Source organism: Campylobacter sp. BCW_6467 (genome assembly GCF_001762855.1).
GTDB lineage: Bacteria > Campylobacterota > Campylobacteria > Campylobacterales > Campylobacteraceae > Campylobacter_D > Campylobacter_D jejuni.
Window position 1 is genome coordinate 1 of the sequence record NZ_MJXP01000043.1, and the last position, 24053, is coordinate 24053.

At 31.3% G+C, this 24053-nt stretch carries 31 protein-coding genes; all 31 read right to left on the bottom strand.

Translation table 11 applies throughout. The features are described from left to right. Positions 1-77: 77 nt before the first annotated feature. On the bottom strand, positions 78-482 hold the full coding sequence (gene ybeY / locus AJ888_RS05875; RefSeq protein ID WP_002860948.1) for an rRNA maturation RNase YbeY: 405 nt from the start codon (positions 480-482) through the stop codon (positions 78-80). Further along, entirely contained in the window at positions 479-1093 is a 615-nt protein-coding gene (recO, locus tag AJ888_RS05880) for a recombination protein RecO (RefSeq protein WP_002851895.1), read from the bottom strand. The genes ybeY and recO overlap by 4 nt, the downstream gene beginning before the upstream one ends. Further along, complete coding sequence (locus tag AJ888_RS05885; RefSeq protein ID WP_002785057.1) at positions 1093-1614, bottom strand: isochorismatase family cysteine hydrolase; 522 nt, start codon at positions 1612-1614, stop codon at positions 1093-1095. Before AJ888_RS05885 ends, recO begins: the two co-directional genes overlap by 1 nt. Positions 1615-1618: 4 nt before the next feature. Further along, positions 1619-2374 (bottom strand): tRNA 2-thiocytidine(32) synthetase TtcA, encoded by a 756-nt coding sequence (locus AJ888_RS05890; protein ID WP_002860947.1) that lies wholly within the window; start codon positions 2372-2374, stop codon positions 1619-1621. Next, positions 2371-3060, bottom strand: a complete 690-nt coding sequence (gene pfs / locus AJ888_RS05895) for an aminodeoxyfutalosine nucleosidase (protein ID WP_002859787.1) — start codon at positions 3058-3060, stop codon at positions 2371-2373. Before pfs ends, AJ888_RS05890 begins: the two co-directional genes overlap by 4 nt. Next, positions 3057-3929, bottom strand: a complete 873-nt coding sequence (locus AJ888_RS05900) for an ACP S-malonyltransferase (protein WP_250482846.1) — start codon at positions 3927-3929, stop codon at positions 3057-3059. The genes pfs and AJ888_RS05900 overlap by 4 nt, the downstream gene beginning before the upstream one ends. Positions 3930-3976: 47 nt before the next feature. Beyond that, positions 3977-4546 carry a peptidylprolyl isomerase gene (locus tag AJ888_RS05905; RefSeq protein ID WP_002860945.1) on the bottom strand — a complete coding sequence of 190 codons (570 nt, stop codon included), beginning with the start codon at positions 4544-4546 and terminating at the stop codon, positions 3977-3979. Between the two features lie 14 nt (positions 4547-4560). Further along, a complete protein-coding gene (locus AJ888_RS05910) occupies positions 4561-5508 on the bottom strand; it encodes a tetratricopeptide repeat protein (RefSeq protein ID WP_002860944.1) in 948 nt (315 codons plus the stop codon). 3 nt (positions 5509-5511) lie between these two features. After that, complete coding sequence (pal, locus tag AJ888_RS05915) at positions 5512-6009, bottom strand: peptidoglycan-associated lipoprotein Pal (protein WP_002851617.1); 498 nt, start codon at positions 6007-6009, stop codon at positions 5512-5514. Between the two features lie 76 nt (positions 6010-6085). Continuing rightward, positions 6086-7294, bottom strand: coding sequence for a Tol-Pal system protein TolB (gene tolB, locus AJ888_RS05920; RefSeq protein WP_002860943.1), 1209 nt, complete (start codon positions 7292-7294; stop codon positions 6086-6088). Between the two features lie 9 nt (positions 7295-7303). Beyond that, the gene (locus AJ888_RS05925) at positions 7304-8083 is read right to left on the bottom strand and encodes a TonB C-terminal domain-containing protein (protein ID WP_002860942.1); all 780 of its coding nucleotides are present in this window, start codon (positions 8081-8083) and stop codon (positions 7304-7306) included. A 2-nt stretch (positions 8084-8085) separates the two neighbouring features. Then, on the bottom strand, positions 8086-8475 hold the full coding sequence (locus tag AJ888_RS05930) for an ExbD/TolR family protein (protein ID WP_002860941.1): 390 nt from the start codon (positions 8473-8475) through the stop codon (positions 8086-8088). Positions 8476-8483: 8 nt separating this feature from the next. Next, a complete protein-coding gene (locus tag AJ888_RS05935; RefSeq protein ID WP_002854361.1) occupies positions 8484-9038 on the bottom strand; it encodes a MotA/TolQ/ExbB proton channel family protein in 555 nt (184 codons plus the stop codon). Then, positions 9038-9427, bottom strand: coding sequence for an ATP synthase F1 subunit epsilon (gene atpC, locus AJ888_RS05940; RefSeq protein ID WP_002851752.1), 390 nt, complete (start codon positions 9425-9427; stop codon positions 9038-9040). The genes AJ888_RS05935 and atpC overlap by 1 nt, the downstream gene beginning before the upstream one ends. 3 nt (positions 9428-9430) lie before the next feature. After that, on the bottom strand, positions 9431-10828 hold the full coding sequence (gene atpD, locus AJ888_RS05945) for a F0F1 ATP synthase subunit beta (RefSeq protein WP_002860940.1): 1398 nt from the start codon (positions 10826-10828) through the stop codon (positions 9431-9433). Between the two features lie 24 nt (positions 10829-10852). Beyond that, a complete protein-coding gene (gene atpG, locus AJ888_RS05950) occupies positions 10853-11737 on the bottom strand; it encodes an ATP synthase F1 subunit gamma (protein ID WP_002860587.1) in 885 nt (294 codons plus the stop codon). 8 nt (positions 11738-11745) lie between these two features. Beyond that, entirely contained in the window at positions 11746-13251 is a 1506-nt protein-coding gene (gene atpA / locus AJ888_RS05955) for a F0F1 ATP synthase subunit alpha (RefSeq protein ID WP_002860939.1), read from the bottom strand. Positions 13252-13264: 13 nt separating this feature from the next. Next, on the bottom strand, positions 13265-13786 hold the full coding sequence (locus AJ888_RS05960) for a F0F1 ATP synthase subunit delta (protein ID WP_002860938.1): 522 nt from the start codon (positions 13784-13786) through the stop codon (positions 13265-13267). 2 nt (positions 13787-13788) lie between these two features. Further along, complete coding sequence (locus tag AJ888_RS05965; protein ID WP_002860937.1) at positions 13789-14301, bottom strand: F0F1 ATP synthase subunit B; 513 nt, start codon at positions 14299-14301, stop codon at positions 13789-13791. A gap of 10 nt (positions 14302-14311) precedes the next feature. Continuing rightward, positions 14312-14737, bottom strand: coding sequence for a FoF1 ATP synthase subunit B' (locus AJ888_RS05970; protein ID WP_002860936.1), 426 nt, complete (start codon positions 14735-14737; stop codon positions 14312-14314). Positions 14738-14797: 60 nt separating this feature from the next. Then, on the bottom strand, positions 14798-15634 hold the full coding sequence (locus AJ888_RS05975) for a ParB/RepB/Spo0J family partition protein (protein ID WP_002860935.1): 837 nt from the start codon (positions 15632-15634) through the stop codon (positions 14798-14800). A 5-nt stretch (positions 15635-15639) separates the two neighbouring features. Beyond that, on the bottom strand, positions 15640-16425 hold the full coding sequence (locus tag AJ888_RS05980) for a ParA family protein (protein ID WP_002851697.1): 786 nt from the start codon (positions 16423-16425) through the stop codon (positions 15640-15642). Next, positions 16422-17075: a biotin--[acetyl-CoA-carboxylase] ligase gene (locus AJ888_RS05985; RefSeq protein ID WP_002860934.1), complete on the bottom strand. Its 654-nt coding sequence runs from the start codon at positions 17073-17075 to the stop codon at positions 16422-16424. Before AJ888_RS05985 ends, AJ888_RS05980 begins: the two co-directional genes overlap by 4 nt. Further along, complete coding sequence (gene fmt, locus AJ888_RS05990; RefSeq protein ID WP_002860933.1) at positions 17038-17955, bottom strand: methionyl-tRNA formyltransferase; 918 nt, start codon at positions 17953-17955, stop codon at positions 17038-17040. The genes AJ888_RS05985 and fmt overlap by 38 nt, the downstream gene beginning before the upstream one ends. A 73-nt stretch (positions 17956-18028) precedes the next feature. Continuing rightward, positions 18029-18784: a glutamate 5-kinase gene (gene proB, locus AJ888_RS05995; RefSeq protein WP_002860932.1), complete on the bottom strand. Its 756-nt coding sequence runs from the start codon at positions 18782-18784 to the stop codon at positions 18029-18031. A gap of 122 nt (positions 18785-18906) precedes the next feature. Next, positions 18907-19944, bottom strand: a complete 1038-nt coding sequence (gene obgE / locus AJ888_RS06000) for a GTPase ObgE (protein WP_002860931.1) — start codon at positions 19942-19944, stop codon at positions 18907-18909. 106 nt (positions 19945-20050) lie between these two features. Beyond that, a complete protein-coding gene (gene rpmA, locus AJ888_RS06005) occupies positions 20051-20305 on the bottom strand; it encodes a 50S ribosomal protein L27 (RefSeq protein WP_002800974.1) in 255 nt (84 codons plus the stop codon). A gap of 10 nt (positions 20306-20315) precedes the next feature. Further along, positions 20316-20624 (bottom strand): 50S ribosomal protein L21, encoded by a 309-nt coding sequence (rplU, locus tag AJ888_RS06010; RefSeq protein ID WP_002778820.1) that lies wholly within the window; start codon positions 20622-20624, stop codon positions 20316-20318. 158 nt (positions 20625-20782) lie between these two features. Then, entirely contained in the window at positions 20783-21985 is a 1203-nt protein-coding gene (locus AJ888_RS06015; protein ID WP_002860930.1) for a CsgG/HfaB family protein, read from the bottom strand. Between the two features lie 9 nt (positions 21986-21994). Continuing rightward, the gene (locus AJ888_RS06020; protein WP_002860929.1) at positions 21995-23341 is read right to left on the bottom strand and encodes a DUF6844 domain-containing protein; all 1347 of its coding nucleotides are present in this window, start codon (positions 23339-23341) and stop codon (positions 21995-21997) included. Positions 23342-23422: 81 nt separating this feature from the next. Next, entirely contained in the window at positions 23423-24046 is a 624-nt protein-coding gene (gene lpoB / locus AJ888_RS06025; protein ID WP_002851945.1) for a penicillin-binding protein activator LpoB, read from the bottom strand. Between the last annotated feature and the right edge of the window lie 7 nt (positions 24047-24053).

Below are 24053 nucleotides of genomic sequence, written 5' to 3' on the forward strand. Positions count from 1 at the left end.
GATTTAGATTTTTCTGCCTTCAACCTAAATATATATTAAAATAATATAAGCAAGATCTGTTCCATTTTGGGGTGGAGTTATCCCAAAGTCCTTACAATCAAACTTTTAGGCAAATTGAAATACTCTATAAGTTCTTTCTCTTTTTCTCTCATTTCTCCATTATCATTTTCATGATCAAAACCTAACAAATGAAGCATAGCGTGGATAAAAAGCAAGCTTATTTCTTCTTCATAGCTATGCCCTAACTCTTTAGCCTTTTCTTTTGCCAAATCCACATTAATCACAACAGAACCCAAAGGCAAACTCTCATCGATATTTTCAAGCGGAAAAGAAAGTACATCAGTGGTTTTATCTTGTTTTCTTTGCTCTAAGTTAATTTCTTGCATTTCTTTACTATCCACAAAGACAAGCTCCACATCTTTAGGACTTAAAAAACTTGCTATAGATTCTAAAAAATCACATTTTTCATTACTTAATATCATAAACCTTCCTTAATCAAATGATATAAATTTTCTATTTCTTCATCATCAAAAATCGCACAATTTTTACTGCTATAAAATTGTTTTAGTTTTTTCTCTTCAAACTCAAATCCTAAAGCACATTGAGAATGCGAAGGTAAAAAAGCCCTTAGTAATGTAATGGAATTTTGAATTTTCTCATCACAGGCAAAACAAAAAAAATCTTTATGCAATCTTCCTTCAAATTCCAAAATTTTTAAATAAGCATCAACAATAACACGCTTTGGATTTTGTTTTTCAAACCTTTTCACACACTCATCAAGTAAATCAAAATAAAAACTATCAAGCTCTTCCACATCTTTTAAGTGTCTATATAAAAGACGGATAAATTCTTGCCAAATAAGCATTTTATCCCTTTGCATAATCCATAAAAATCCCAAATGCAATACATCTTTAAGTCTTGGTAAAAAACTAGGATTTTCTTCTAAAGCAAAGTCGATTTTATAGCCGCTTAAAATACTAGAATGTCTAAGTCCATAAAAACGATAAGCCTTAATAAGCATTTTAGGACTTAAAATATAAACGATCAAATCCTCATCTTTAACTTTTTGAGTATGAAGTATAAAGCCTTGCATTAAACAATTTCAATACCATAAGCCCTAAGTATATCAAAAGCGGATTTTTCTAAATTTTCATCAAAACTTGCACTTAAATTTTGGTGTAAAATTATCCTTGCATTAGGCTTAGCGCCAAAAGCTAAAATGATATTACAAAACACACAAATATGAGAAACAAGCCCTGCAAAATGAAGTTCTTCATAATCGCTTTTTTGTATGAAATTAGCTAGTTCTAAGCTACCAAAAGTATTTTTATAAAAAATTTTATGAGCTTTTTGTAAAAAAGGTTCAAATTCCTTTGGCATTTGCCAACCCAAACTCTCTTTAATACAATGTTTTACAGGTAAATTTAAACCTTCTTTACTTTGTAGATAATGTTCATCATGCGTATCATAGGTTAAAAGCAAATGCGTGTTATTAAAATCGATTTGATTTAAGGCTTTAAGAATATTTTCTTTGATTTTTAAAGCCTTATCAAAACCTAAACTTCCATCAATAAAATCATTTTGATAATCCACTAAAACAAAAGCTTTTTTCATGCTTTTATGCCTTTTGAAGCCAAAAACTCTCCGTGTGTAAATTGGCAAAAGCGGTTTTTAAACTTGTAAAAAGCTTAGGATGATCTTTTTCTAAATTTGCTAAAAGCTGTTTAGCTTCTTCTCTAGCGTGGGGGAATTTTACATTTTTTTCGCTGAGTTTCATACCAGGACAAAATTCATTTCCTATCACGCTAAGTTCATTTTGTGTAGCATTATCCCTAAGCTGTCTTTCTCGCACAAAAATCAAAGGGCGTATCACAATTACACCGCGTTTGCTTTGATAAATAGGCGCTAAGGTTCTTAAAGCTCCATTATGAATAAAATTCATAAAAAAGCTTTCTGCTGCATCATCTAAATGATGGGCTATAGCAAGCTTGTTAAAACCTTTTTCAAGAGCGTAAGTATATAAAGCTCCACGACGCATTCTCGAAAAATAACTACAAAAACTTGAATTTTCTCTTATGGTATCGCCTGAAACTTCATAAATATTTGAATCAAGCACGCTATGTTTAATGCCGTGTTCTTCACAATGTGCATGAAGATGAGAATAATCCTCGCCCATGCCATAACTCAAAGTTACCGCTTCAAGTTCAAATTTAAAAGGAGCATGAGCTTGCATACGATTTAAAAGATGGGCTAAAGCCAAAGAATCTTTCCCGCCACTAAGCCCTAAAAGAACCCTATCTCCATCTTTAATAAGTCCAAATTTAGCATTAGCTTGTGCAACTTGGCGTATGAGTTTTTTGCTAAGATTTATCATAACTTCTCGCACATTTTAAGCACAAAATTGGCTGAAATTTTAGCTGAATTGATCACAAATTCATCAAAATCAAATTCAGCCTTTTCCCCTGCTTTATCACTCATAGCTCTTAAGATAAAACAAGGCACCTTTAAAGCATCACAAACCAAAGCCACACTTGCGCCTTCCATTTCACAAGCATCCGCATTGAAAATTTCTCTAATTTTTGCTTTTTTTGCTTCATCGCAAATAAACTCATCTCCCGTTGCAATAATGCCTGCACGCAGTTTGATATTTAATTCCTTAGCAACTTCTAAAGCAAGATTGTTTAATTTCTCATCGGTTTTGATAAAAATTTCATTACCTGGAACAAAACCTAAAGGATGTCCAAAAGCGGTAATATCAAGATCGTATTGAGCTAATTTTGTTGCGTAAAGCAAATCACCAATTTCAAGTTCAGGATTAAAAGCACCCGCAACTCCTGTAAAAAGCAAAGCTTGTGCGCCAAATTTTTCTATCATCACACTAGCACTAAGAGTAGAATTTACCTTGCCGATTTTAGAATACGCTAAAACAAGTTCATGATTTTTATACTTTGCAAAATAATAAGTATTATTAGCGTGTTCTATTTTTGTATAATCTTTAAGTGTTTCAAGTAAAGGAGTGATTTCTTCACTCATGGCTCCTAAAATTGCTATTTTCATCATATAACCTTTAAAAATTCATCAATATCATTCATATTTGTTAAAGCATAAGTTTCTTTTGAAGTGATTTTTTTATTCAAACCCTTAAGCACACTTGCGCCAAATTCTATGAAATAATCTACTTCATTTTCACATGCCTTAATGCTTTGTTTATAAAGCACAGGAGAGATAAGTTGTGCTTTTAAAAACTCAAGGGCTTCTTCTTTGCTTGTGTAAATTTTGGCATTTGCGTTAGAAATTACGGCTTTAAAATTTGGTTTTAACACCTTTTCAAGCTCCACACAAAGCTTAGCTGAAGCATTTTCCAAAAGAGGACAATGACTTGCCACGCTCATATTTAAAAGCATAGCTCTTTTAGCTCCTGCTTCTTTAAATACACTTTCATAACTTGCTAAATCAGGTTTTAAACCTGCTACAACGATTTGTCCATCGCAGTTATAATTTGCAGCGAAAATTTGCTTATTTTCTTTTTGTGCTTTTTGGCAAAGCTCTTCAACTCTTTCATCACCAAGCCCTAAAACAACCATCATACCCGCTTCAACTTTTACACAATCTTCTTGCATAAAAAGCCCTCTTTTATTGACCAAAGAAAGAGCCTCTAAAAAATCAAAAGCACCATTAACAGCTAAGGCTGAAAATTCACCTAAAGAATGCCCTAAGGCAAATTTCGAACTTAAATCAGATTTTTTTTCAAGCAAAACACTATAAGCCATTAAGGAATTTAAAACGATGGCAGGTTGAGTAAATTCACTTTGATTGAGTTTTTCGTTTTCTTCAAAAAGCAAATGTTTAAAATCAATCTTACAAAAATCACTTGCGTTTTGAAGGAGTTCTTTGGCTTTTATAGAGTTTTCATAAAAATCTTTTCCCATGCCAAGACTTTGAGAGCCTTGACCTGGAAATATAAATGCAGTATTCATTAATGACAACCACAACCACAACCGCCGCCGCCACAGCAACCGCCGCCACCGTGTCCGTGATGATGATCGTGTTTATGTCCGCTTCCACAACCACAACTATGACTTCCTGCGATAATACCTGTAAGAATTTCATCTTCACTCGCAGCTCTAGCATCTACGATATTTAAAGAAAAAAGCAAATCACGACCTGCATAAGGATGATTATAATCAATTGTGACATCATTTTCGCCAATTTCTTTTACAGTTACACGAACGGTTTCACCATTTTCACCTTCGCCAAAAAGCTCCATACCTACCTTTAAATCAATACCTGCAAATTGCTCTTTTGGCAAAGTTTGAATTGCATTTTCATCGTATTCGCCTAAACCTTTTTCTTTTTGAATTACCACATCAGCATTGCTAGGGCAATCAAGCTTCATCACTTCTTCTTCTAAGCTTTCTAAAATCTGACCTTTGCCTAAAATAAAAGAAATAGGTTGAGAGTATAAATTTGATTCTAAAACTTCATTTGTATTTGCGTCTTTTAACTCATAAAACATTGAAACTACGCTATTTTTTTCTATAGCCATTTTATCTCCTTAATTTATTTTCTATTAGGTGAAGCTTTTGCTTCGGGTGAATTTGGATAATTAGTTTTTAAAGCTTTATAAAAACCATTTGCTGTTTTTGTATCACCTGTTTTATCCAATGAAATGGCAGTATGATATAAAAGTTTTGGGAAATAATCCCCTTTTGTACTCAAAGAAGAACTTTTTTTATAATAAACAATAGCATTGTTATAATTTTTTTGTTTATACTCGATCTCCCCTAACCAAAAATTTGCTCTTGCAGGTTTATACTGCTTTGTTATGAGAAAATTTAATTTTGCTTTGGAATCTTCAAAAGCATTTTTATCAACATCTTTTATCGCTAATTCTAAAATTTCATTATTTTTTTTCTTTTTCCAAGATTCATCAATTTGTTTTGCTTTATCATCCTGGGTATTTTGAGTATTATTGTTTTCAATGGTACTATTTGAATCTGCAGTTGAAACAACAACACTAGGTGTAATAGTTTTAACGCTTAAATTTGCATCATTTAATTCGTTTTTAGAAACATAATTTGCATTAATAGCATCTACTAAAGAACTAAGTTCGGCTAAAACTTTTTTTACTTGCTTATTATTAGCTTCTTGAATTTTTCTACTTTCTTCAACATAAGCCTTTAATTTTTGAATTTCACTAGTAAAATTATTTTCAATATTTTGATTATTCTCTTCAACTTGACTTAATCTAGAATTTGATTTAGCATATTGAGAATTTATACCTTCTAAAGTGCTTTGTAAACCCTCGATTCTTTCGTTAATTTCATTAATTCTAGCATTTGTTTGTATATTTTCATTATTTAAATTATCTAACTTTTCTTTAAATAATTTTTCATTTGAAGTTAAACCATAAGAAGAATTGCTTGTTATATCTCCTGCACCAAAAGCTGAGCTTTCTGCATAAAGTAAAGTAGCTCCAAGAAGAGCTACTGTGAATATTTTTTTCATTAATTATCTTGATAATTTAAATTCAGCACGTCTGTTTTGCGCATCACAAGCTTTAGTTTTTTCAGTGCACACAGGATTTGTTTCTCCATAGCTTTTAACAGCAATTCTATCAGCATTTACACCTTTAGCGATTAAAGCTTCTTTTACAGCTTTTGCTCTTTTTAAACCTAGAGCTTGGTTATATTCATCAGTTCCCCACTCATCGCAGTTTCCTTCAACAGTAATACTTACACCGCTTACTTCAGTGTTAAAGATATTAGCATTCGTGCTTACAACATTTTGCATATCAGGACGAATGTTGAATTTATCAAAATCAAAATATACTTTATTTAAAGTATCATTAAGTTGAGAAATTTTTGAATCAATATCCCAACCATCACTTCCACCTGAACCACGATTTGAATCAACACTACTATCACCGCTTACGCTAGTGCTTTTTGTGCTACAACCACTAATAACAACTGCAAGAGCTGCAATTGAAGTAAAAAGAATTTTTTTCATTTATGACCTTTCAAAGTTAATAAATTCTTACTATTATATCTAATTTTTAATTAATTTTAACCTAAAATTGAAATTTTTACCAATCAATTGATTGAATTTTTCCAACCCTAAGAGGAAAATAAAAAGTCTTATTTGCATTTACACGAATAACACCTAAAGCACTTTGCGCACCTAAATATTTAATAAATACTATACTTCCACCGTCACTAGAAAATCTTGGAAATAAATTTTTTCCATTTGCTGTAAGTTGACGAATATAATCACTATTAATTGACATCAAATAAATATTAAAAACACCTGCTTGATTTGGTTCACGACTTGAGTAAACCAAAAAATCTTTATAAGTCGAAACAGCCGAATTGTTTCTACCATGAAAAACAACTTGTTCAGCACTATTGCTATTTAAATCTTGCATAAAAATATTAGGATATCCTAAACGATCGCTTACAAATACCACTTTACTATCATCTGAGCCAATAAAATTTCCATTAACATCAATACCAGAATAATTAGTTAATTGTGTTAGATTTTTGGTATTTAAGTCATATAAATAAACATCAGGCTGATCTTTTGGAGCCATGGTAACAAGTAGTTTACTTCCATCTACACTCACATCACTTGCTACAACCATACCGCCGCTTGATAAAATTTTACTAGCTTTATTGGTATTTAAATCATAACGGTATAAAGTTGGCTTATCATGATCATAAGCTGTATAATAAAATAGAGTTTGTTCTTTATTTCCCCATTTTGGAAATAAATTAAGCCCACCATCAACAATAACTTTTTGATAAGTTAAAGTATAATCAGCCATAATAATTTGACTTTTCTTAGAGCTAGAATTTCTCGCGATCAAAATTTTATGATCCATCCAATCAACAGGTGCAAGTCCTAACGCATTTACAGAAGCTTTGACGCTTTTATGTGCCAAAAATGGATATTGCTCTAAACCATTTAAAGTATAAGTTTGCTCTGACTTATCAGAACCGCCAGCTTTTATTTTTACATTTAAACTCAAAGTGTTACCATTTTTATTTAAAGCGTATTCAAAAGTATAATTACTTGTCTCAGTTGCATTAGCAACAACTTCAAAGTTTGAACTTACTTTCAAATCGTTCACAATGATATTATAAAAGCTTTTCTTTAAATTCTCATCACTTAAATTTGAATTGTCTTTAACAATAATCTTTGGTAAAACTACACCAGAATTAACAACATCAATCACTGGATCTTCTGCCCAAAGACTTCCTAAAAAGACTAAAAAAATTGCTACAATTTTTTTCATTTTTTTCTCCTAATCATTTTTAACTTTTGCTTCATCTCTTAAATTCATGGTAATGCTTATATTTTTATTTTGCGGAGGATAAGTAATAAATTTACCTTTTTGACTTTCTAAAAATTCAGCCACTTTAGCATCATATAAAGGATTCCCACTTTTTTCAACTGAAGTATAGCCAAATTTTCCATTTTCATCAATAAAAATTTTTACCTTAACAGAAATTTTTTCACTATTTGGATAATACTGAGTCCATCTTTGAGTGATAATACGCACAACTTTCCCTAAAAATTCATCATAAATTCCAATCTTTTGCGCCTTTGTGTTTTCTCCTTGCGTTGAACTTTCTTCTTGAAGTAAACTATCATTAAGTTGTTTTACAAGTTCGGAAGCTTGAGGTTTTGGAGCACTAGAAATTCCTGATTTAGCACTTGATTGAATTTTTGTAGTCTTTTCTTCTTGTATTTCTTTAATATTTCCAAAAAGCTCATTAAAATTACTTGCCTTTTGGTCAATATCTTCAGTTTTAACTGTTTTATTTGTAGTCTGAGCAAAAAGCTTTTCTATATCAATTTGCTCTGTTGGTTTTTGTATTTCTTTAGGAGTGTTGCTTTGAGTAATAACTTGTTTTGATGGTTCAGCAAGTTCAATATCTACAAAACTATCTTTTATATCGGTATATTGTATAGCAGGTTCAACCTCGCTTACAAGTCTAAAAAAAACAAGAATTACTATACTGATATATATTACTAAAGCAAGTAAAAACGAATTTAAATTACTCAAACCATAATTTTTCATGATTATTCAGTCTGTAAAGCAACTTTATTAAATCCTAAATTTTTTACACTTCTTAAGACTAAAATAACATCGTCATATTTTAAGCTTTTATCAGCGCGTATAAAAACCGGATCTTCGGTATTAAATTGTGCTTTTCTTTGAGCAAGATTGTCAGCAAAACTTATAAAATCGTATTTTTCTTGATTTAAAAAAATTTCTTTTTTTGCATTAATACTAATAATTAAACTCTTAACAGTTGGAGAGCTAGTATTTTTTTGACTACCTTGTGGAAGATTAATTTTTTCTTCATAAGTAATGCTTGGAGCTGTTACCATTAAAATCGCAAGCAATACAAGCATAATATCTACTAAAGGCGTGATATTAAGTTCAGGTTTTTCATCATCAAATGGCATTTTTAACCTTATTTACTCGAACTTATAACTTTAATCTCGCTATCAATAATGCTTAAAAGTTCGAAAGCTTTTCTTTTAATGATAAGATGAAATGTATAAGCAGGAATTGCCACTAAAATACCACAACCTGTAGCAACTAAAGCCTCGCTGATTTTAGGAGCTATGATACTTAAAGAATTTTGAGTTCCAAGCCCACCAAAAGTTTCAAGTATAGAAATAACTGTCCCAAAAAGACCTATAAAAGGTGAAGTTGAAGCAATAATACTAAGCCAAGTAAGTCCAGCAGAAGCGCGACGACTTGCTAAATTTTTATAGATTTCTAAATGATTTGAAGTTGTATCATTGCATTTTCTTAAAATCGAATCAGTACGACTTAAATCCTTCTCACCCAAGAGCAAAGTTTCTAAACTTTCTTTTTCCTTATTTCTCCATGTAGCCAAATAAGTCAATCTAGCAAACAAAATACTAAACGCTAAAATAAAATATAAAGAAAGCCATAATAAAACTATATAAGTAATAATACTTGAACTATTGAAAAAATGAAATATAGCTTCAAAATTCATTAATGCATCCTTGCATTATCAAGTTTTGAAAAAGTTGCTGCTAAAGCTGCATTATCAGAACTCATAGATTTGATCAAATCTTTTGCTTGAGCAAGATTTTTTTCAATCTCACTTTCATCACTTCCGCAAACCCAAACCGCACCCTTTGCTAGCACGCAAATCTTATCTTCATCTACCTTTGCATGCCCAGCATCAATAGCAATTAATTCATGATTTAAATCAGCTTTTTCAATATCAATTACTCCAGATTTTAAAGAAGAAACCAAAGCAGCATGTCCTTTAAGCACACCAAATTCTCCTTCACTACCCGGTAAAGTAACAGATTTTACTTCTCCTTGATAGATTACACCCAAAGGCGTAACTATCTCGAAATTAATCAAATCGTTCATAAATTAACCTTTTAATTTATCCGCTTTTGCAATAGCTTCATCTATATTTCCAACCATATAGAAAGCATTTTCTGGTAAATGATCATATTTACCTTCTAAAATTCCCTTAAATCCTGCTATTGTATCTTCAAGGCTTATATATTTTCCTGGGCTACCTGTGAAAACTTCTGCAACGAAAAATGGTTGTGATAAGAATTTTTCAATCTTTCTTGCTCTTTCAACTACAAGTTTATCCTCTTCGCTAAGCTCATCCATACCTAAAATGGCGATGATATCTTGTAAATCTTTGTATTTTTGAAGCACTGATTGAACACCACGAGCAACTTTATAATGTTCTTCTCCAATGATATTTGGGTCAAGCATTCTTGAAGTTGAGTCAAGTGGGTCAACTGCAGGATAAATACCCTTTTCAGCAATAGCTCTATTTAAAACCGTTGTAGCATCTAAGTGAGCAAAAACAGTTGCTGGAGCTGGGTCGGTTAAGTCATCAGCTGGAACGTAAACAGCTTGAACTGAAGTGATTGAGCCTTTTTTAGTTGAAGTAATTCTTTCTTGGAATTTACCCATTTCACTTGCTAAGGTTGGTTGATAACCCACAGCTGATGGAATTCTTCCTAAAAGTGCTGACATTTCAGAACCTGATTGTGAAAATCTAAAGATATTATCAATAAACATAAGCACATCAAGACCCATTTCATCTCTAAAATACTCAGCCATTGTTAAACCTGTTAAAGCAATACGATTTCTTGCCCCTGGTGGTTCATTCATTTGTCCATAACATAGAGCAACTTTGTCTAAAACATTACTTTCTTTCATTTCATTATAAAGGTCATTTCCTTCACGAGTTCTCTCACCCACACCTGCAAATACAGAATAGCCACTATGCTTAAATGCAACATTGTGAATAAGCTCCATAATAATAACAGTCTTGCCAACACCTGCACCGCCAAAAAGACCTACTTTACCACCTTTTGCATAAGGAGCAAGCAAATCTACAACTTTAATTCCTGTTTCAAAAATCTCACTTTTTGTGCTTTGATCTTCAAAAGCTGGCGGATCTCTATGAATTGCCCATTTTTTATCAAAAGGAATTTCTTCACCTTCATCAATCAAATCTCCAGTAACATTGAAAATTCTTCCTAAAACTTTCTCACCAACAGGAACACTAATAGGAGCACCTAAAGCCTCAGCTTTTAAGCCCCTTACCAAACCATCTGTCATATCCATAGCAATAGTTCTAACTCTATTATCTCCCAAATGAGCTGCTACTTCTAAAACAAGTTTATGTTTTTTTCCTTCGCTTTCAAAATTTACAACAATTGCTTCATTAATTTGAGGTAAATAGTCGTTAAAATCTACATCAACAACCGGACCTAATACCTGTGAAATAAATCCTTGCATTATTTATCTTCTCCTTAAAATTTACTATTTCATTGATTCAACACCACTGATAATTTCTATAAGCTCAGTAGTAATGGATTCTTGTCTTGCTTTGTTATAAGCTAAATTTAGTTGTTTCACTCTTGCTTTTGCGTTATTAGTTGCATTATCCATAGCTTGCATTCTTGCGCTATGCTCTGCTGCCAAAGAATCGATTAACGCATAATACATATTATACTCAAAATATGTTTTCATTAAATCTTCTAAAAGCTCAGTTCCTTCCGGTTCAAGCTCTAAAAGAGAATTATGAGTCTGTTCAATACTCTTTGGTTCAACTGGAATAAGATGATTGATTTTAAGTTCTTGGGTAATCATATTTTTATAACCATTATGAACTAAAATCACTTCATCTGTATTTCCATTTAAAAAATCATCTACAGCAGCATGAATTACTTCACATGCTTTCTCATAATCAGGACTAGAACTAAGATGGAAATATTTCTCTAACAATTCTATTTTTTGAAAATTAAAATATTCAATCCCAGTTTTACCTATAGCTCTAAGACGAATATTAATATTTTTTGCTTCATATTCTTTTAGCATTTCACTTACTGTTTTTAAAGTCTTAATATTAAAACCACCACATAAACCTTTATCTGCAGTGATAAATATTAAATCTACGGTTTTAATTTGTTCTTTTTTATGGAACAAAGATAAACGCACATCATCTTCATTGTGAACAATTTTATTGATCTGAAATGAAATTTCACTCAAAATTTCATCGATTTTTTGTGCATAAATTTTTGATCTTTTAGCTGCTTCTTCTGCTTTTTTTAACTTAGCAGTAGAAACTAGCTTCATAGCATTTGTAGTCTTTTGAGTGTTATGAACACTTTTAATTTTTCTTTTAATTTCTTTTAAATTAGACATAAAAGACCTTATAAATGATTTGCTTTAAACTCATTAATTGCTTTAGCTAGTTTTTCTTCCAAGTCAGAATCTAAAGCTTTTTTAGAGCGAATTTGCTCAAAAATATCTGGATGTTTTGCCTCAATAAAAGGATAAATTCCATCTTCAAATTCTTTAATTCTAGAAACAGCAATATCATCTAAGAAACCTTTGGTTCCTGCAAAAATTAAAACTACTTGTTTTTCAACGCTAAGCGGAGAATAAGGTGGTTGTTTTAAGAGTTCAACCATTCTTTGTCCACGTTCAAGTTGTTTTCTACTTGCCTCATCTAAATCACTAGCAAATTGTGCAAAAGCTTGGAGCTCTCTATATTGAGCAAGGTCAAGTCTTAATGTACCTGAAACTTGTTTTGTAGCTTTAATTTGAGCAGCCCCACCTACACGAGATACCGATAAACCAACGTTGATTGCAGGACGAATTCCTGAGTTAAATAAATCAGTTTCTAAGAAAATTTGTCCATCTGTAATTGAAATAACATTAGTTGGAATATAAGCAGAAACATCTCCTGCTTGTGTTTCAATTATCGGCAATGCCGTCAAAGAACCAGCACCTAATTCATCATTTAGCTTGCTTGCTCTTTCAAGCAATCTTGAATGAAGATAAAAAACATCGCCTGGATAAGCTTCACGACCTGGGGGACGACGCAAAATCAAAGACATTTCGCGATAAGCTACAGCGTGCTTACTCAAATCATCATAAACAATTAAAGCATGTTTTGCATTGTCTCTAAAAAATTCGCCCATGGTTACACCAGTATATGGAGCTAAGTACTGTAAAGCTGCAGGATCTGAAGCACCAGCATTTACAACAATAGTATATCCCATAGCACCATGTTCTTCTAGTCTTTTAACCACTTGTGCTACTGTACTTTGCTTTTGACCAATTGCAACATATATACAGATAACCCCTTGACCTCTTTGAGATATAATAGTATCAACAGCAACAGTAGTTTTACCTGTTTGTCTATCACCTATGATAAGCTCTCTTTGACCACGACCAATTGGCACAAGTGCATCAATAGCTTTAATTCCTGTATGTAAAGGCTCATGAACACTTTTTCTCGCCATAATACCTTTTGCTTTTTCTTCAACAAAACGATATTCATTAGCATTGATCACACCTTTAGCATCAATTGGCTCACCTAAAGCATTTACAACACGGCCAATCAAAGCCTCACCTACTGGAACTTTAAGTAATTTCTTAAGTCTTTTTACAGAAGCACCTTCTTTTAAACCTTCTCCTTTTCCAAGTATAACAATACCTACACTCGACTCTTCAAGGTTTAAGGCCATTCCTTTATCACCATTTTCAAATTCTACCATTTCTCCAGCCATAATATTCTTAAGTCCATATACCTTAGCAACACCATCAGCTACAGAAATAATTTTTCCTGTTTCTTCAATTTCAAGATTTAAATCAAAATTTTCAATTCTTTCTTTGATTATTGAACTGATCTCATCAGCTTTAAATTTCATTTACTTTTTCTCCTTAGATAATTTTCAATATATATTCGTTTAGTTTATTTTGAAGAGCTTTCATAGAAAAAGAAAGTTCATAACCTAATTCTTCTAATTCTATTTTAACACTATCATCTTGACTGATTTTATTGTTTAATTTAATATTTGCATCAAATTTTTTGTTAAGTTTTACTTCAAGATCTTTAAGATTTTCTTGACTTAATTTTTCTTTAGAATACACAATACCAACAAAAATATTTTCTTTAAAAGCTTTTTGTCTTTCAAGTTCTTTAACTATTTGAGGAATGCATTCTAATCTTGAATTTTCAATCAAAAGTCTTAAAAAATTTTGAAAACTAGAATTTTTAATATCAAAAAAAGAATCAAGAAATTCCATTTTTCTTTCTTTTTTAATCTCATTAGATTCTATAATATTTTTAAATTTTGGCAAAACAAAAGCAAAATTTAAAATACACAAATTCTGATAAAAATCATTTATATCAGTTCTTGAAGCTATCGCTTTTGCATATCTTCTTGCAATTATATTTTCCATATTTAAGATACCTTCTTCATCATAAGTTCTATTATTTCACTCTGTTTTAATGTCATATTTGGATCAGAAAAAATTTCATTTAAAGTATTTGATACTAATTCTTTTTCCATTTTTCTAAATTCATAATCTTTTTGTTCCTCAAAATGTTTTTGAAGTAAATCTAACTCATCTTGAGTCTCTTTCTTAATATTTTGAACTAAAATTTCAGCTTCTTTTCTTGCTGTAACTAAAGCAGCAGCAGCATTTGCTTTAGCTTCTTCAAGTTTTTTCATCGTATCTAATTTCTTAGCTTTACTTTCTAAAAGTTTTTTTTGAATTTCATCAAGCTTAGAAGAAATTTTTACAATACGGTTTTTGTAAAAATTTTTAAATGGAGTTGCAACAAAATAATACAATATAGCCACAAAAATTAGAAAATTAATAGTCCTTGGAATAATATCATATTCTCCACTAACATTTGATGCACCAAAAGCATACAAAGGTAGCAAAAATATAATAAAGAATAACTTACTCATTTCTCTCCTCTTAAATTCTCTTTATGTTATTTTGCAAAGCTTGCTTAAGCTCAGGTAAATGTATGTTTAAATGTTCTTGTAATTCTTGTTTTTGAATAGCTAAATCTGCATAAAAGCTGGCCATTTTTCTTTCTAATTCTTCTTTCTTGCTTCTAAGAATTTGCTCCGCTTCTTCTTTAGCAGTAGCTATAGCACCTTGTTTAATTTTTTGAATTTCTTCTCTAGTGTTAATATGAATAGCTTCTAATTCATTATTCACATCTAAAACTTCTTGAGAATTTTCTTTTACTTTATTCTCGTCATTTTCTATAGAATCATTTCTTTCATCCATAAATTTTAAAAGTGGCTTATACAGCATACTATTTAAAATAACTATCATAGCTAAAAAAATAGCCATAGTAGCAAGCATTATGGAAGGATGCATATCTTCAAACATAATTCTCCTTGGTTAGAATTTTCGAAGGACTATTTTACCATAAAAAAGCTAAGATTTTGGTTAAAGCTTTTCAAGCATTTTGATTAATTTTTTAATTTTATCAATATTTTCTAAATGAATTACAAAATCATTATTTTTATTTTTGCAGTTAAATCCAAAGCGATTTAGTATTTGTTTTAATTTTTTTATTTCATCTTCAAATTCTTGATTAGGTAAGCTTTCATTATTTTTTATTTTTTTAACTATTTTTTCAGTATCTCTAACATTAAGTTTTTGACCTATTATGCTATCAACCAACATTTTTTCATCTTTTTGATCTAAACCAACCAAAACTTTAGCATGACCCTGAGAAATTTTTCCAGAAGCAATCAACTCTTGAGTTCTAATATCTAAATTCAGAAGTCTTAAAGTATTTGTTATTTGAGTACGAGACTTATGAATAAGTTCTGCTAAATTCTCTTGAGTAATTTTATGAACTTGCATTAAATCCTTATAAGAATTAGCAAGCTCAATAGGGTTTAAATTCTCTCTTTGTATATTTTCAATAAGAGCCAATTCTCTAAGCTTATTCTCATCAATATCAGCAATAAAAGCTAGAATTTCTTTTTTTCCTAATGCTTTCACTGCTCTTAAGCGACGTTCCCCAGCAATTAAAATAAATTTATTATTTTTTTTAAATACAATAATAGGCTGAATAAGTCCAAATTCTTTGATAGAATTAGCAAGCTCATCTAAAGCTTCTTGATCAAAATTCTTTCTTGGCTGAAATGGATTGGGTGAAATTTGATCAATTTCTATCATAGTGCTTTGATTTTTATCAAAACCCAATTCTTTACTATAAACAGTATCCATATCACTGATTAAACTACTTAAACCCTTATCTTTATTTAACCCCATTATAATTATCCTAATATAGAATACGCCAAATTTTGATAAGCAACAGAACCTGGTGATTTAATATCATAAAGAATTATAGGCTTTCCAAAACTTGGACTTTCTGCAAGTTTTACATTGCGAGGGATCACAATAAAGTCATCTTCGTTTCCATTAATAGTAAAAAGTTGTTTTTTAAAATTTTGTTTCAAATCATCTACAACATCTTTAGAAAGATTATTTTGAGAGCTATACATTGTCGGTAAAAATCCACGAACCCTGAGTTTAGAATTAATAGTTTTTTTGATAATTTTAATTGTATTTAAAACCATAGCTACACCCTCAAGCGCATAAAATTCACACTGTATAGGGATAATTACACTATCGCTTGCTGCAAAAGCATTTATAGTAATACTTCCAAGAGCAGGCGGAGAATCAATAATAATAAAATCATACTCATCAATCACTTCTTGAATTTGATTTTTAAGCAGCATTTTTTTCTCATTATTTTCACCTTTAGCAAGCTCTTGTTCTATACCTACAAGACCTATATTTGAAGGAGCTAAATGAAGTTGTGGCAATTCTGTTTTTAAAATAATATCTGAAAGCTTTTTTCTTCCTATAAAAACATGGTAAATATTATACTCATAATTATTACGATTAAAACCAAGTCCTGTAGTCGCATTAGCTTGCGGATCAACATCAATCAAAAGTACTTTTTTCTCAGCCACAGCTAAAGAAGCGGCTAAATTTACTGCTGTTGTAGTCTTTCCTACTCCACCTTTTTGGTTTGCTATTGTAATAATTTCGCTCATCTTAAACTATACACCCTTTTATCACCTAGTAAAATTGAACCATCTTCATACAAAAAAGAATTTTCAAGTGAAAAAACTTTACCTTCATGATGGACGCTAAATTTTCTTGATTTTTCGAATTCTAACATATACTTGCTAAAAATATTCTTCCATAAAAATTTTTTTTCTACTTTTTGCAAAAACTCACTCACTAAATCTTTAAGCGAAATTTCTATATCGCATAAAGCTGTATTTTGAGGTGAAAATTTCAGATTTAAACCCATACCGCCTATGATAAAATTTGAAATTTTAGCACTTATAACCCCTCCAGCTTTTTTATCATCTAAATATAGATCGTTAGGCCATTTAAGCCAAATTTTAGAACCTTTTTCTTGTAAAACTTCTTTAAGTAAATAAGCAAAATAAATGCTCACAGAGGCCAAAGGTAAATCTTTTGGTAAATCTTCTTCTTTAATACAAAAAGAAAGATGTAAATTTCCTTTAGAGCTTTGCCAAGAATTTTCCCTGCTTCCAACTCCATTTGTTTGTTCTAAAGCATAAATAGCAAAATTTCCATCAATCTTTCCATTGCGTATTTGCTCGCATAAAAAAAGATGAGTTGAGTCTATACTTTCAACACAAACTATCTTCACTTTTAAGCCTTTTTCCATTTAAATAAGTCCTACCATCAAGAACTTTTTTTCCACTTTCTTGAAGTTTTTTAATACGCAAAACTCCTTGTTTGCAAGCAAGCAAAAAACTTTCTTTTTCTAATTCTAAAATTTCACCCATCCTAGCATTTTGTTTTAATTCATCCACAAGTTCAAGTTCTAAGAATTTAAGTCCATTTTCCAAAAAAACTCCAGGCCAAGGAGTAAAAGCTAGATATTTTTGATAAAGTTCTCTTGCATTTTGCAAATTTATAAGTCCATCTTCTTTTTTGATTTTTCTACAAAGTGTTGCTAGACTTTCCTCTTGTTTTTTAGGGGTGATTTTATCGAAATTTAAAAGAGTAGAGAGGATGAGCTTAGCGGCCAAATTTGCTAAAAGTTCAAAAACTTCACTTGAATTTTTATCTTTTATATCACATTCTAAGCTTTCAAGTATAGCACCTGTGTCAAGCCCTTCTTCCATCAGCATGGTGCAAACTCCACTTTTTTCATCTTTGTTTAAAATTGCACTTTGGATCGGACTGGCACCACGGTATTTTGGAAGTAAAGAAGCGTGCAAATTCACACAAGGTGCTAAATCCAAAATGGCTTTAGGTAAAATTTTACCATAGGCAGCAACCACGATAAAATCAGGATTTAAATCCTTAATCTCTCTTATAATATTTTCATCTTTTAAAGAACTTGGAGTAAAAATAGGAATACTAGGATAATTTTGACTTAAAAAAGCCTTAGTATCACTTGGAGTTAAAATTTGCTTTCTACCTACAGCTTTATCAGGCTGGGTAAAAAGTGCTACGAGTTTAAAATTTTCATTTTCTACTAGTGCTTTTAAAATACAAGTTGCGTAAGATGGAGTACCCATAAAAATAATTTTTTTCATTTTTTCGCTTTGTGTGAAATTAAAAGTTTTAATTATAACTTATTTGATTTTAAAAGAGAATTTAATAAATTAATCACTCAAACAAAGTTCCACCTATTTGTTTATCTTCTAATAAAAATGTCTTTGCCGCACTTAAATCAAATCCACTTGCTAAAAACATTTTTTTATTGTGTTCAAGTAAAAATTTAGCTGCTTTAAGTTTGGTTACTATACCGCCTGTTCCGTGTTCACTGCCTGTTTTTATGGTTGCTTGTAGCCATTCTTCTTTAATATGAGTGATTTTTTCTAAACGCTTTACATCACTAAATTCACTAGGATTTTTATCATAAAATCCATCAATATCGCTTAAAATCACAAGCAAATCCGCATCAAAAAAATGCGTAGCATAAGCACTTAAGCTATCATTATCACCGAAGACAATTTCTTCTATAGCTGTAGCGTCATTTTCATTGATAATAGGCAAAATTCCTAAATTTATCATCATATCGATAGCATTTTTTGCGTGTTTGGTAGCTTTTCTAGAGTCAAAATCCTTACCTGTAAGTAAAATTTGTCCACCTAGTTTATTAAATTTGGCTAAAAGCTCGTTATAAACACTGATTAAAAAAGGTTGTCCAATAGCGGCTAAAACTTGTTTATTAATGAGGTTTTTTCTATCGATATCTAGTTTGGTGTGTCCTGCTGAAATAGCCGCTGAAGTTACTAAAATCACTTCATATTTTTCCATGAGTTTAGCTAAAAATGCGACTAAATTTTTAAGACGCTCAAAACTTAAAATGTTTTCTTCGCTAATCACATGAGAACCCACTTTAACAACTATTCTTTTCATGCTTATTCCTTGAAAAATTTTTATAATTTTAGCCAAAATTTCATATAAACTAGTTATTTTTTGAAAAAATAGGGAGTGTTTGAAATTTTTAATATAAAACACTTCCTAGATTGTTAAAATTTTTATTTGTTATTTCTTAAAGTTTTAATTTCTTCTAAAAGCATGAATTTAAGTTCTTTAAGTCCTGTTTTTTCAAGGCTTGAGACTTTGATTAAAAAGCTTTGCGGATTATTTATTTCTTTGAGATAATTTTCTAACTCATTAATGTTTAAAGCAATTTGCTCGGCAAATTCTTCTCCTAAATTAACACTATCACTTTTTGAAATCATGATGCCAAATTTACGCCCAAAAAGTTCATTGGAAAATTTTTCAAGTTCTTTTCTTAGTACTATAAATTGTTCTTTTAAAGGCATTTCTCTCATAGGATCAAGCACGAAAAGTAAAAAGCTCGTTCTTTCTATGTGCTTTAAAAAAGCAAGTCCTAAGCCTTTACCCCCACTTGCTCCTTCGATAATCCCTGGAATATCAGCCATAACAAAGGAATTATACTCATCTACATCTACGAGTCCAAGTTTTGGAGTAAGGGTGGTAAATTCATAATTTGCAATTTCAGGTTTTGCATTTGAAACAACGCTTATAAGAGTAGATTTTCCCACATTTGGAAAGCCCACAAGCCCTACATCGGCAATAAGTTTAAGTTCAAGTCTAACTAAGCGACTTTCTCCTTTTATACCAGGTTGTGCGTAATCGGGGCGTTGATTAGTGGCGTGTTTAAAATGAGTGTTGCCAAGTCCGCCTTTTCCACCTTTTAAAAAAAGCTCTTTTTGTCCTTCTTTGGTAAGATCGAGTAAAATTTCATTAGTTTGTGCATCGATAACTTGCGTTCCTTCGGGCACTATAAGTTCTAAATTTTCACCCTTTTTGCCATTTTTATTGCGTCCCATTCCACCAGCACCATTTTGTGCGCGTAATTCTCTTTTGCCTTTGAAATTTACAAGAGTGTGGGTATTATTATCACATACGAAAATAATATCGCCACCATTTCCACCATCTCCTCCATCAGGGCCACCAAGTGGAACATGTTTTTCACGGCGAAAACTTACAGCACCTTTACCACCATCGCCTGAAGCTAAAGTAATTTTAACACTATCAATAAACATTTAAATTGCCTTTGACTTTAAATTTATAAAGCTAAATTTGAGTAAATAAAAGAAGTTAAATTCATAAATTTAAAGTTTTCAAGACGCTAAAAAGCGTCCTAAAAACTTATGCAGGATATACAGAAACTTTTTTTCTATCTTTATCTTTTCTTTCGAATTTTACAAAACCATCAATCAAAGCAAAGATAGTATGATCTTTTCCCATACCTACATTGTTACCTGCATGAGTTGCAGTTCCTCTTTGGCGGATGATGATATTTCCAGCTCTAACAAACTCGCCACCAAATTTTTTAACACCTAAACGACGACCTATAGAATCGCGGTTATTTTGAGTTGAACCTTGACCTTTCTTGTGTGCCATTCTTTACTCCTTAAGCTTTGATATCTTTTACTACAACGCGAGTAAATTGTCTTCTAAAACCGCGTTTGAGTTTAGAATCTTTTCTACGTCTTTTTTTGTAAATCACAACTTTTTTATCTTTTCCGTGATTGATCACTTCCAAAACAACTTTTGCACCTGCTACGAAAGGCGCACCTACCTTTAATTCTTTATCATTGATAGCAAGAACTTCGCTTACTTCAATACTTGCTTTGCTTTCAGCTTCAAAGTGATCTAGTTTTAGCTCATCGCCAACACTTACTTTGTATTGCTTTCCACTGTGTTTGATAATAGCATACATTGCTTTTCCTTATAAATTGGTAGTACCATAAAGCACCGCAATAACGGATTTAAAAGCTTTAGTGGTTTAATAAAATTTTGATTTTACAAAATTTTTCTTTAATTTTTGATGAATTTAAGAAAGGATTTAGAGTTTGAGAAAAATCAAACTCTAAAAATTTAAAAGCCTAGATTTACTCCGCCACCTTCTTGGGTTTCATAATTTGCATCACGACCTATAGTATAACCATTTCCACTATTGCTACCAATTAAAGGTCTACAAATATCGCCTACTTTTACACTACCTTCTGTGATTTTTGCATAAGAAAGTTTAGGGCTTGTGCGAGTGATTTCAATACTTCCTGTTTTGCTTTCTACTCTTCCTGTATTTTCTTTTGTATAAGCATCTTTTATAACCTTCCCAAGAGCAAAACATTCATAAATATCACCTTGATTTAAGCTTTGAGAAAATACTACTTCATTGTTTTCAACGCTTGCAACTTTCAAAGGATAAATTGCATTTAAAATATCTCCTGCAATACGATTTGCAATTTGTTTGAGTGCGGTTTCATTGGCACTAAGACTATTGTCTTTAAGATTGACTTTCATACTTAAAGTATTAGAAAATTTAATTTGTCTTGTAGCAAATAAAAGCACACGATAATCTACGATAACTTCAATTTCAGTTTTGCTTTTTCCTGTTAAATTGCTTGTTTTTTGTTTACCTTCAAGTCCTGAAATAGAAAACAATAAAATATAATCTGTTGCTAACACATTTTTAAGTTTATAAACTTCATCGCTAGCTGCGTCGCCACTTTTGATTAAAGCTTTTTCCATTTCATAATAGCCACTAGAATCACGGTCTAAAACATTAAATTTACGACTTTGCAATAAATCGGAAATGATTTTTTGTTGCAAAGCTGAGCCTATACCTCTTTTTGCAGCATCTGGAGTAGAATCAAAAACAGTAATACTTCTTCTATTATCTGCACTTAAACCTGGAGCTTGATACTTTTTTGTTGTTGTGGTTTTAAAAATCGTTACATTGGCTGTATATTTACCATTTGCATCTTGTTCAACACTATTGATTTCATAAGTATCAGCTCTACCTTTGGTGGCTTTTGAAATTTGCTCGCTGTAATTATCTTGTATATTTGAACCTGAATTATCAGTTGAAACGCTAGTGTTAGATTTCTTAAGAGAATTGATGCTTACTCCACTCATTTTTCCTATAGCTTCTATAATGGCATTGTTTATCGCATCTTCTCTAGTTAAGCCTGTGCCTTCGCCTGTGCTTGATTTTGTTGAAGTTGTAGTCACAACTTTAGCATTAAGACTTAGGCTTAAAAATAAGCCTAAAAAAAGAATTTTAATTATTTTCATTTTTTGTCCTTAAAAATCATCTAAGCTGTTTACCATTTGAGATTTTCTGTCCCCGATCGAAGAAGATTTTTTAATAGTATTCGTGTTGGTATTTTGCTGTTGTTTTATTGGAGATACAGCTTGTGTTGTATTGACATAATTTGTATAAGAATATACGCGTACAGCACCAACATATTCTTGTCCATTTTCATCAGTATAGCTCCATCTTTTTACAGTGCGAATACCTCTAATATTGCCCTTGGTGGAGGTGCTTATTGTTTTCATGGATTTATCAACAATCTCACTTATTATATCTTCAGTAATTTCTTTTGCACCATCATTTATATTTGTGGATTGTTTTATGTTTTGTTTTAAAACATCTCCGATTTGAGACTCATCTCTTAAATTAATTTGAGTAGTTACAAATTCTCTAATAGCTACATCAGCTTGAATTGAGGCTTGTTCTTGTGCTCTACTTTCTAGACGATCTAAAATTCTAGAATCAGTTGAATTTTTACCATAACCCCAAATTCCATAACTAATTATCATAGGCTGTCCTTTTTCATCATAAACCATACGAATTCCATATTCGCTTATGAAACCTTTTTCTGTTTTTGGTAAAAACTCTTTAAGGGCTTTTCCGCCTCCTTTTATACTAGGTGCACGATTTTTTTGAATATCATCAGCAAACATTCTAGTTTTATCAGACATTACAGCAATAACTCCTATTCTATAATTACCACGTTTTGTTGTCGTTACAAAAGTTTGAACTGGAACTAAACCACTCATTGCTCCATAAGCTTGTACCAAAGTTTTGGTTAAAAATTCATCTTTAAAAAGTTCTTTTTTTCTTTCTTCACTCAAGCCTTGGACATTAATACCTAAATCTTGCAAAGCTTTATCAAGTTTTGCACCCGCAAGTTGGGTAACTTTATCCATAATTTGCGAAAGTGTGCCACCTTTTGGTAAATCTTCAAATTCTCTTGCATTGCTTGAATCATCGCTTAAATATTTTGTAATTCTTTGGTTTGCCAATCTTCCAAAAGCATCCTTAATAAACTCTGCTTGAATATTTAACATAGCTTTTTGAAAGGCTATGCTCCCACCTCGTGCTAAATCAGATTTATCTGTTATATCTGCATAACCATTGTAAAAAGTTTTTCCCTCTATGGTTTCGCCATAAGTAATACCATTTGCTTCTGAAAATTCATCAAAATATTCTTTGACATCTTTGTTTTGAATTGTTTTTTCTTCTTTGATAGTTGAAATTTCATTTTGTGCTTTAATATCTTCTTGTGTAATCTCTACAGGCTGGGAACCTTGCGCATAAAGCAAACTAGCCATAACTAAAGAGCCGATAAATAATATTTTTTTCATTTCATATCCTTTTAAAAATCATAAAAAAAGCTCAAGCTAAACACTTGAGCTAAAAATTTTATTCATAAATTAATTTTTATTTTACCAAGTAACTGATTTACTAGAACCGGTTTTATCAATAGTTTGTTCATCTTCCCAATAAACTAAACCTGATGTTAAATCAGTAAGTCTTAGTAAGAAAAAGTATTCTACTTGAGTTTTACCATTGCTAAGTTTTACATTATCTTGTCTAATTTTACCCGCAAGAGAAAAATCAGGCGATACCAATGTCCCTTTTTTTGCTATGGTTTTTTGATTAAACTCATCATTATCTCTTAATTCTCTTACATCTTCACTCATGCTATCAAGTGCTCCGCCTGCAGCAACTGCTGAAGTTAGAACAAATTTACCTGATTTTCTTAATGCAGAAGTGATTTTTGCGGTAAGTTTTTCAGTATCGATTCTTTGCGGGGTATCATTCACAACCCTACCAATAGCAATAACCTTTCTTGTACCTGGTTTAATATTTGCAAAAGCAGGATCGCTTAACATACTATTTATCATAGTTTCAGCTGCACTTTCAAAATCTTGTCTATCAAGACCCAAGGTTAAAGCATCGCCTTTTTTTACCTGACTTGCCTTTCCATCTGTATAAGCTGTTTGCGCACAACCACTAAAAAGCAAAGCTCCAATAAGAGCTGTTCCTAAAATTTTTGTTTTTTTCATGATTTAT

Bases quoted from the DNA above. Each gene is read 5' to 3' on its own strand.
- ybeY (WP_002860948.1), bottom strand. From the start codon at position 482: ATGATATTAAGTAATGAAAAATGTGATTTTTTAGAATCTATAGCAAGT.
- recO (WP_002851895.1), bottom strand. From the start codon at position 1,093: ATGCAAGGCTTTATACTTCATACTCAAAAAGTTAAAGATGAGGATTTG.
- AJ888_RS05885 (WP_002785057.1), bottom strand. From the start codon at position 1,614: ATGAAAAAAGCTTTTGTTTTAGTGGATTATCAAAATGATTTTATTGAT.
- AJ888_RS05890 (WP_002860947.1), bottom strand. From the start codon at position 2,374: ATGATAAATCTTAGCAAAAAACTCATACGCCAAGTTGCACAAGCTAAT.
- pfs (WP_002859787.1), bottom strand. From the start codon at position 3,060: ATGATGAAAATAGCAATTTTAGGAGCCATGAGTGAAGAAATCACTCCT.
- AJ888_RS05900 (WP_250482846.1), bottom strand. From the start codon at position 3,929: ATGGGAAAAGATTTTTATGAAAACTCTATAAAAGCCAAAGAACTCCTT.
- AJ888_RS05905 (WP_002860945.1), bottom strand. From the start codon at position 4,546: ATGGCTATAGAAAAAAATAGCGTAGTTTCAATGTTTTATGAGTTAAAA.
- AJ888_RS05910 (WP_002860944.1), bottom strand. From the start codon at position 5,508: ATGAAAAAAATATTCACAGTAGCTCTTCTTGGAGCTACTTTACTTTAT.
- pal (WP_002851617.1), bottom strand. From the start codon at position 6,009: ATGAAAAAAATTCTTTTTACTTCAATTGCAGCTCTTGCAGTTGTTATT.
- tolB (WP_002860943.1), bottom strand. From the start codon at position 7,294: ATGAAAAAAATTGTAGCAATTTTTTTAGTCTTTTTAGGAAGTCTTTGG.
- AJ888_RS05925 (WP_002860942.1), bottom strand. From the start codon at position 8,083: ATGAAAAATTATGGTTTGAGTAATTTAAATTCGTTTTTACTTGCTTTA.
- AJ888_RS05930 (WP_002860941.1), bottom strand. From the start codon at position 8,475: ATGCCATTTGATGATGAAAAACCTGAACTTAATATCACGCCTTTAGTA.
- AJ888_RS05935 (WP_002854361.1), bottom strand. From the start codon at position 9,038: ATGAATTTTGAAGCTATATTTCATTTTTTCAATAGTTCAAGTATTATT.
- atpC (WP_002851752.1), bottom strand. From the start codon at position 9,427: ATGAACGATTTGATTAATTTCGAGATAGTTACGCCTTTGGGTGTAATC.
- atpD (WP_002860940.1), bottom strand. From the start codon at position 10,828: ATGCAAGGATTTATTTCACAGGTATTAGGTCCGGTTGTTGATGTAGAT.
- atpG (WP_002860587.1), bottom strand. From the start codon at position 11,737: ATGTCTAATTTAAAAGAAATTAAAAGAAAAATTAAAAGTGTTCATAAC.
- atpA (WP_002860939.1), bottom strand. From the start codon at position 13,251: ATGAAATTTAAAGCTGATGAGATCAGTTCAATAATCAAAGAAAGAATT.
- AJ888_RS05960 (WP_002860938.1), bottom strand. From the start codon at position 13,786: ATGGAAAATATAATTGCAAGAAGATATGCAAAAGCGATAGCTTCAAGA.
- AJ888_RS05965 (WP_002860937.1), bottom strand. From the start codon at position 14,301: ATGAGTAAGTTATTCTTTATTATATTTTTGCTACCTTTGTATGCTTTT.
- AJ888_RS05970 (WP_002860936.1), bottom strand. From the start codon at position 14,737: ATGTTTGAAGATATGCATCCTTCCATAATGCTTGCTACTATGGCTATT.
- AJ888_RS05975 (WP_002860935.1), bottom strand. From the start codon at position 15,634: ATGGGGTTAAATAAAGATAAGGGTTTAAGTAGTTTAATCAGTGATATG.
- AJ888_RS05980 (WP_002851697.1), bottom strand. From the start codon at position 16,425: ATGAGCGAAATTATTACAATAGCAAACCAAAAAGGTGGAGTAGGAAAG.
- AJ888_RS05985 (WP_002860934.1), bottom strand. From the start codon at position 17,075: ATGGAAAAAGGCTTAAAAGTGAAGATAGTTTGTGTTGAAAGTATAGAC.
- fmt (WP_002860933.1), bottom strand. From the start codon at position 17,955: ATGAAAAAAATTATTTTTATGGGTACTCCATCTTACGCAACTTGTATT.
- proB (WP_002860932.1), bottom strand. From the start codon at position 18,784: ATGAAAAGAATAGTTGTTAAAGTGGGTTCTCATGTGATTAGCGAAGAA.
- obgE (WP_002860931.1), bottom strand. From the start codon at position 19,944: ATGTTTATTGATAGTGTTAAAATTACTTTAGCTTCAGGCGATGGTGGT.
- rpmA (WP_002800974.1), bottom strand. From the start codon at position 20,305: ATGGCACACAAGAAAGGTCAAGGTTCAACTCAAAATAACCGCGATTCT.
- rplU (WP_002778820.1), bottom strand. From the start codon at position 20,624: ATGTATGCTATTATCAAACACAGTGGAAAGCAATACAAAGTAAGTGTT.
- AJ888_RS06015 (WP_002860930.1), bottom strand. From the start codon at position 21,985: ATGAAAATAATTAAAATTCTTTTTTTAGGCTTATTTTTAAGCCTAAGT.
- AJ888_RS06020 (WP_002860929.1), bottom strand. From the start codon at position 23,341: ATGAAAAAAATATTATTTATCGGCTCTTTAGTTATGGCTAGTTTGCTT.
- lpoB (WP_002851945.1), bottom strand. From the start codon at position 24,046: ATGAAAAAAACAAAAATTTTAGGAACAGCTCTTATTGGAGCTTTGCTT.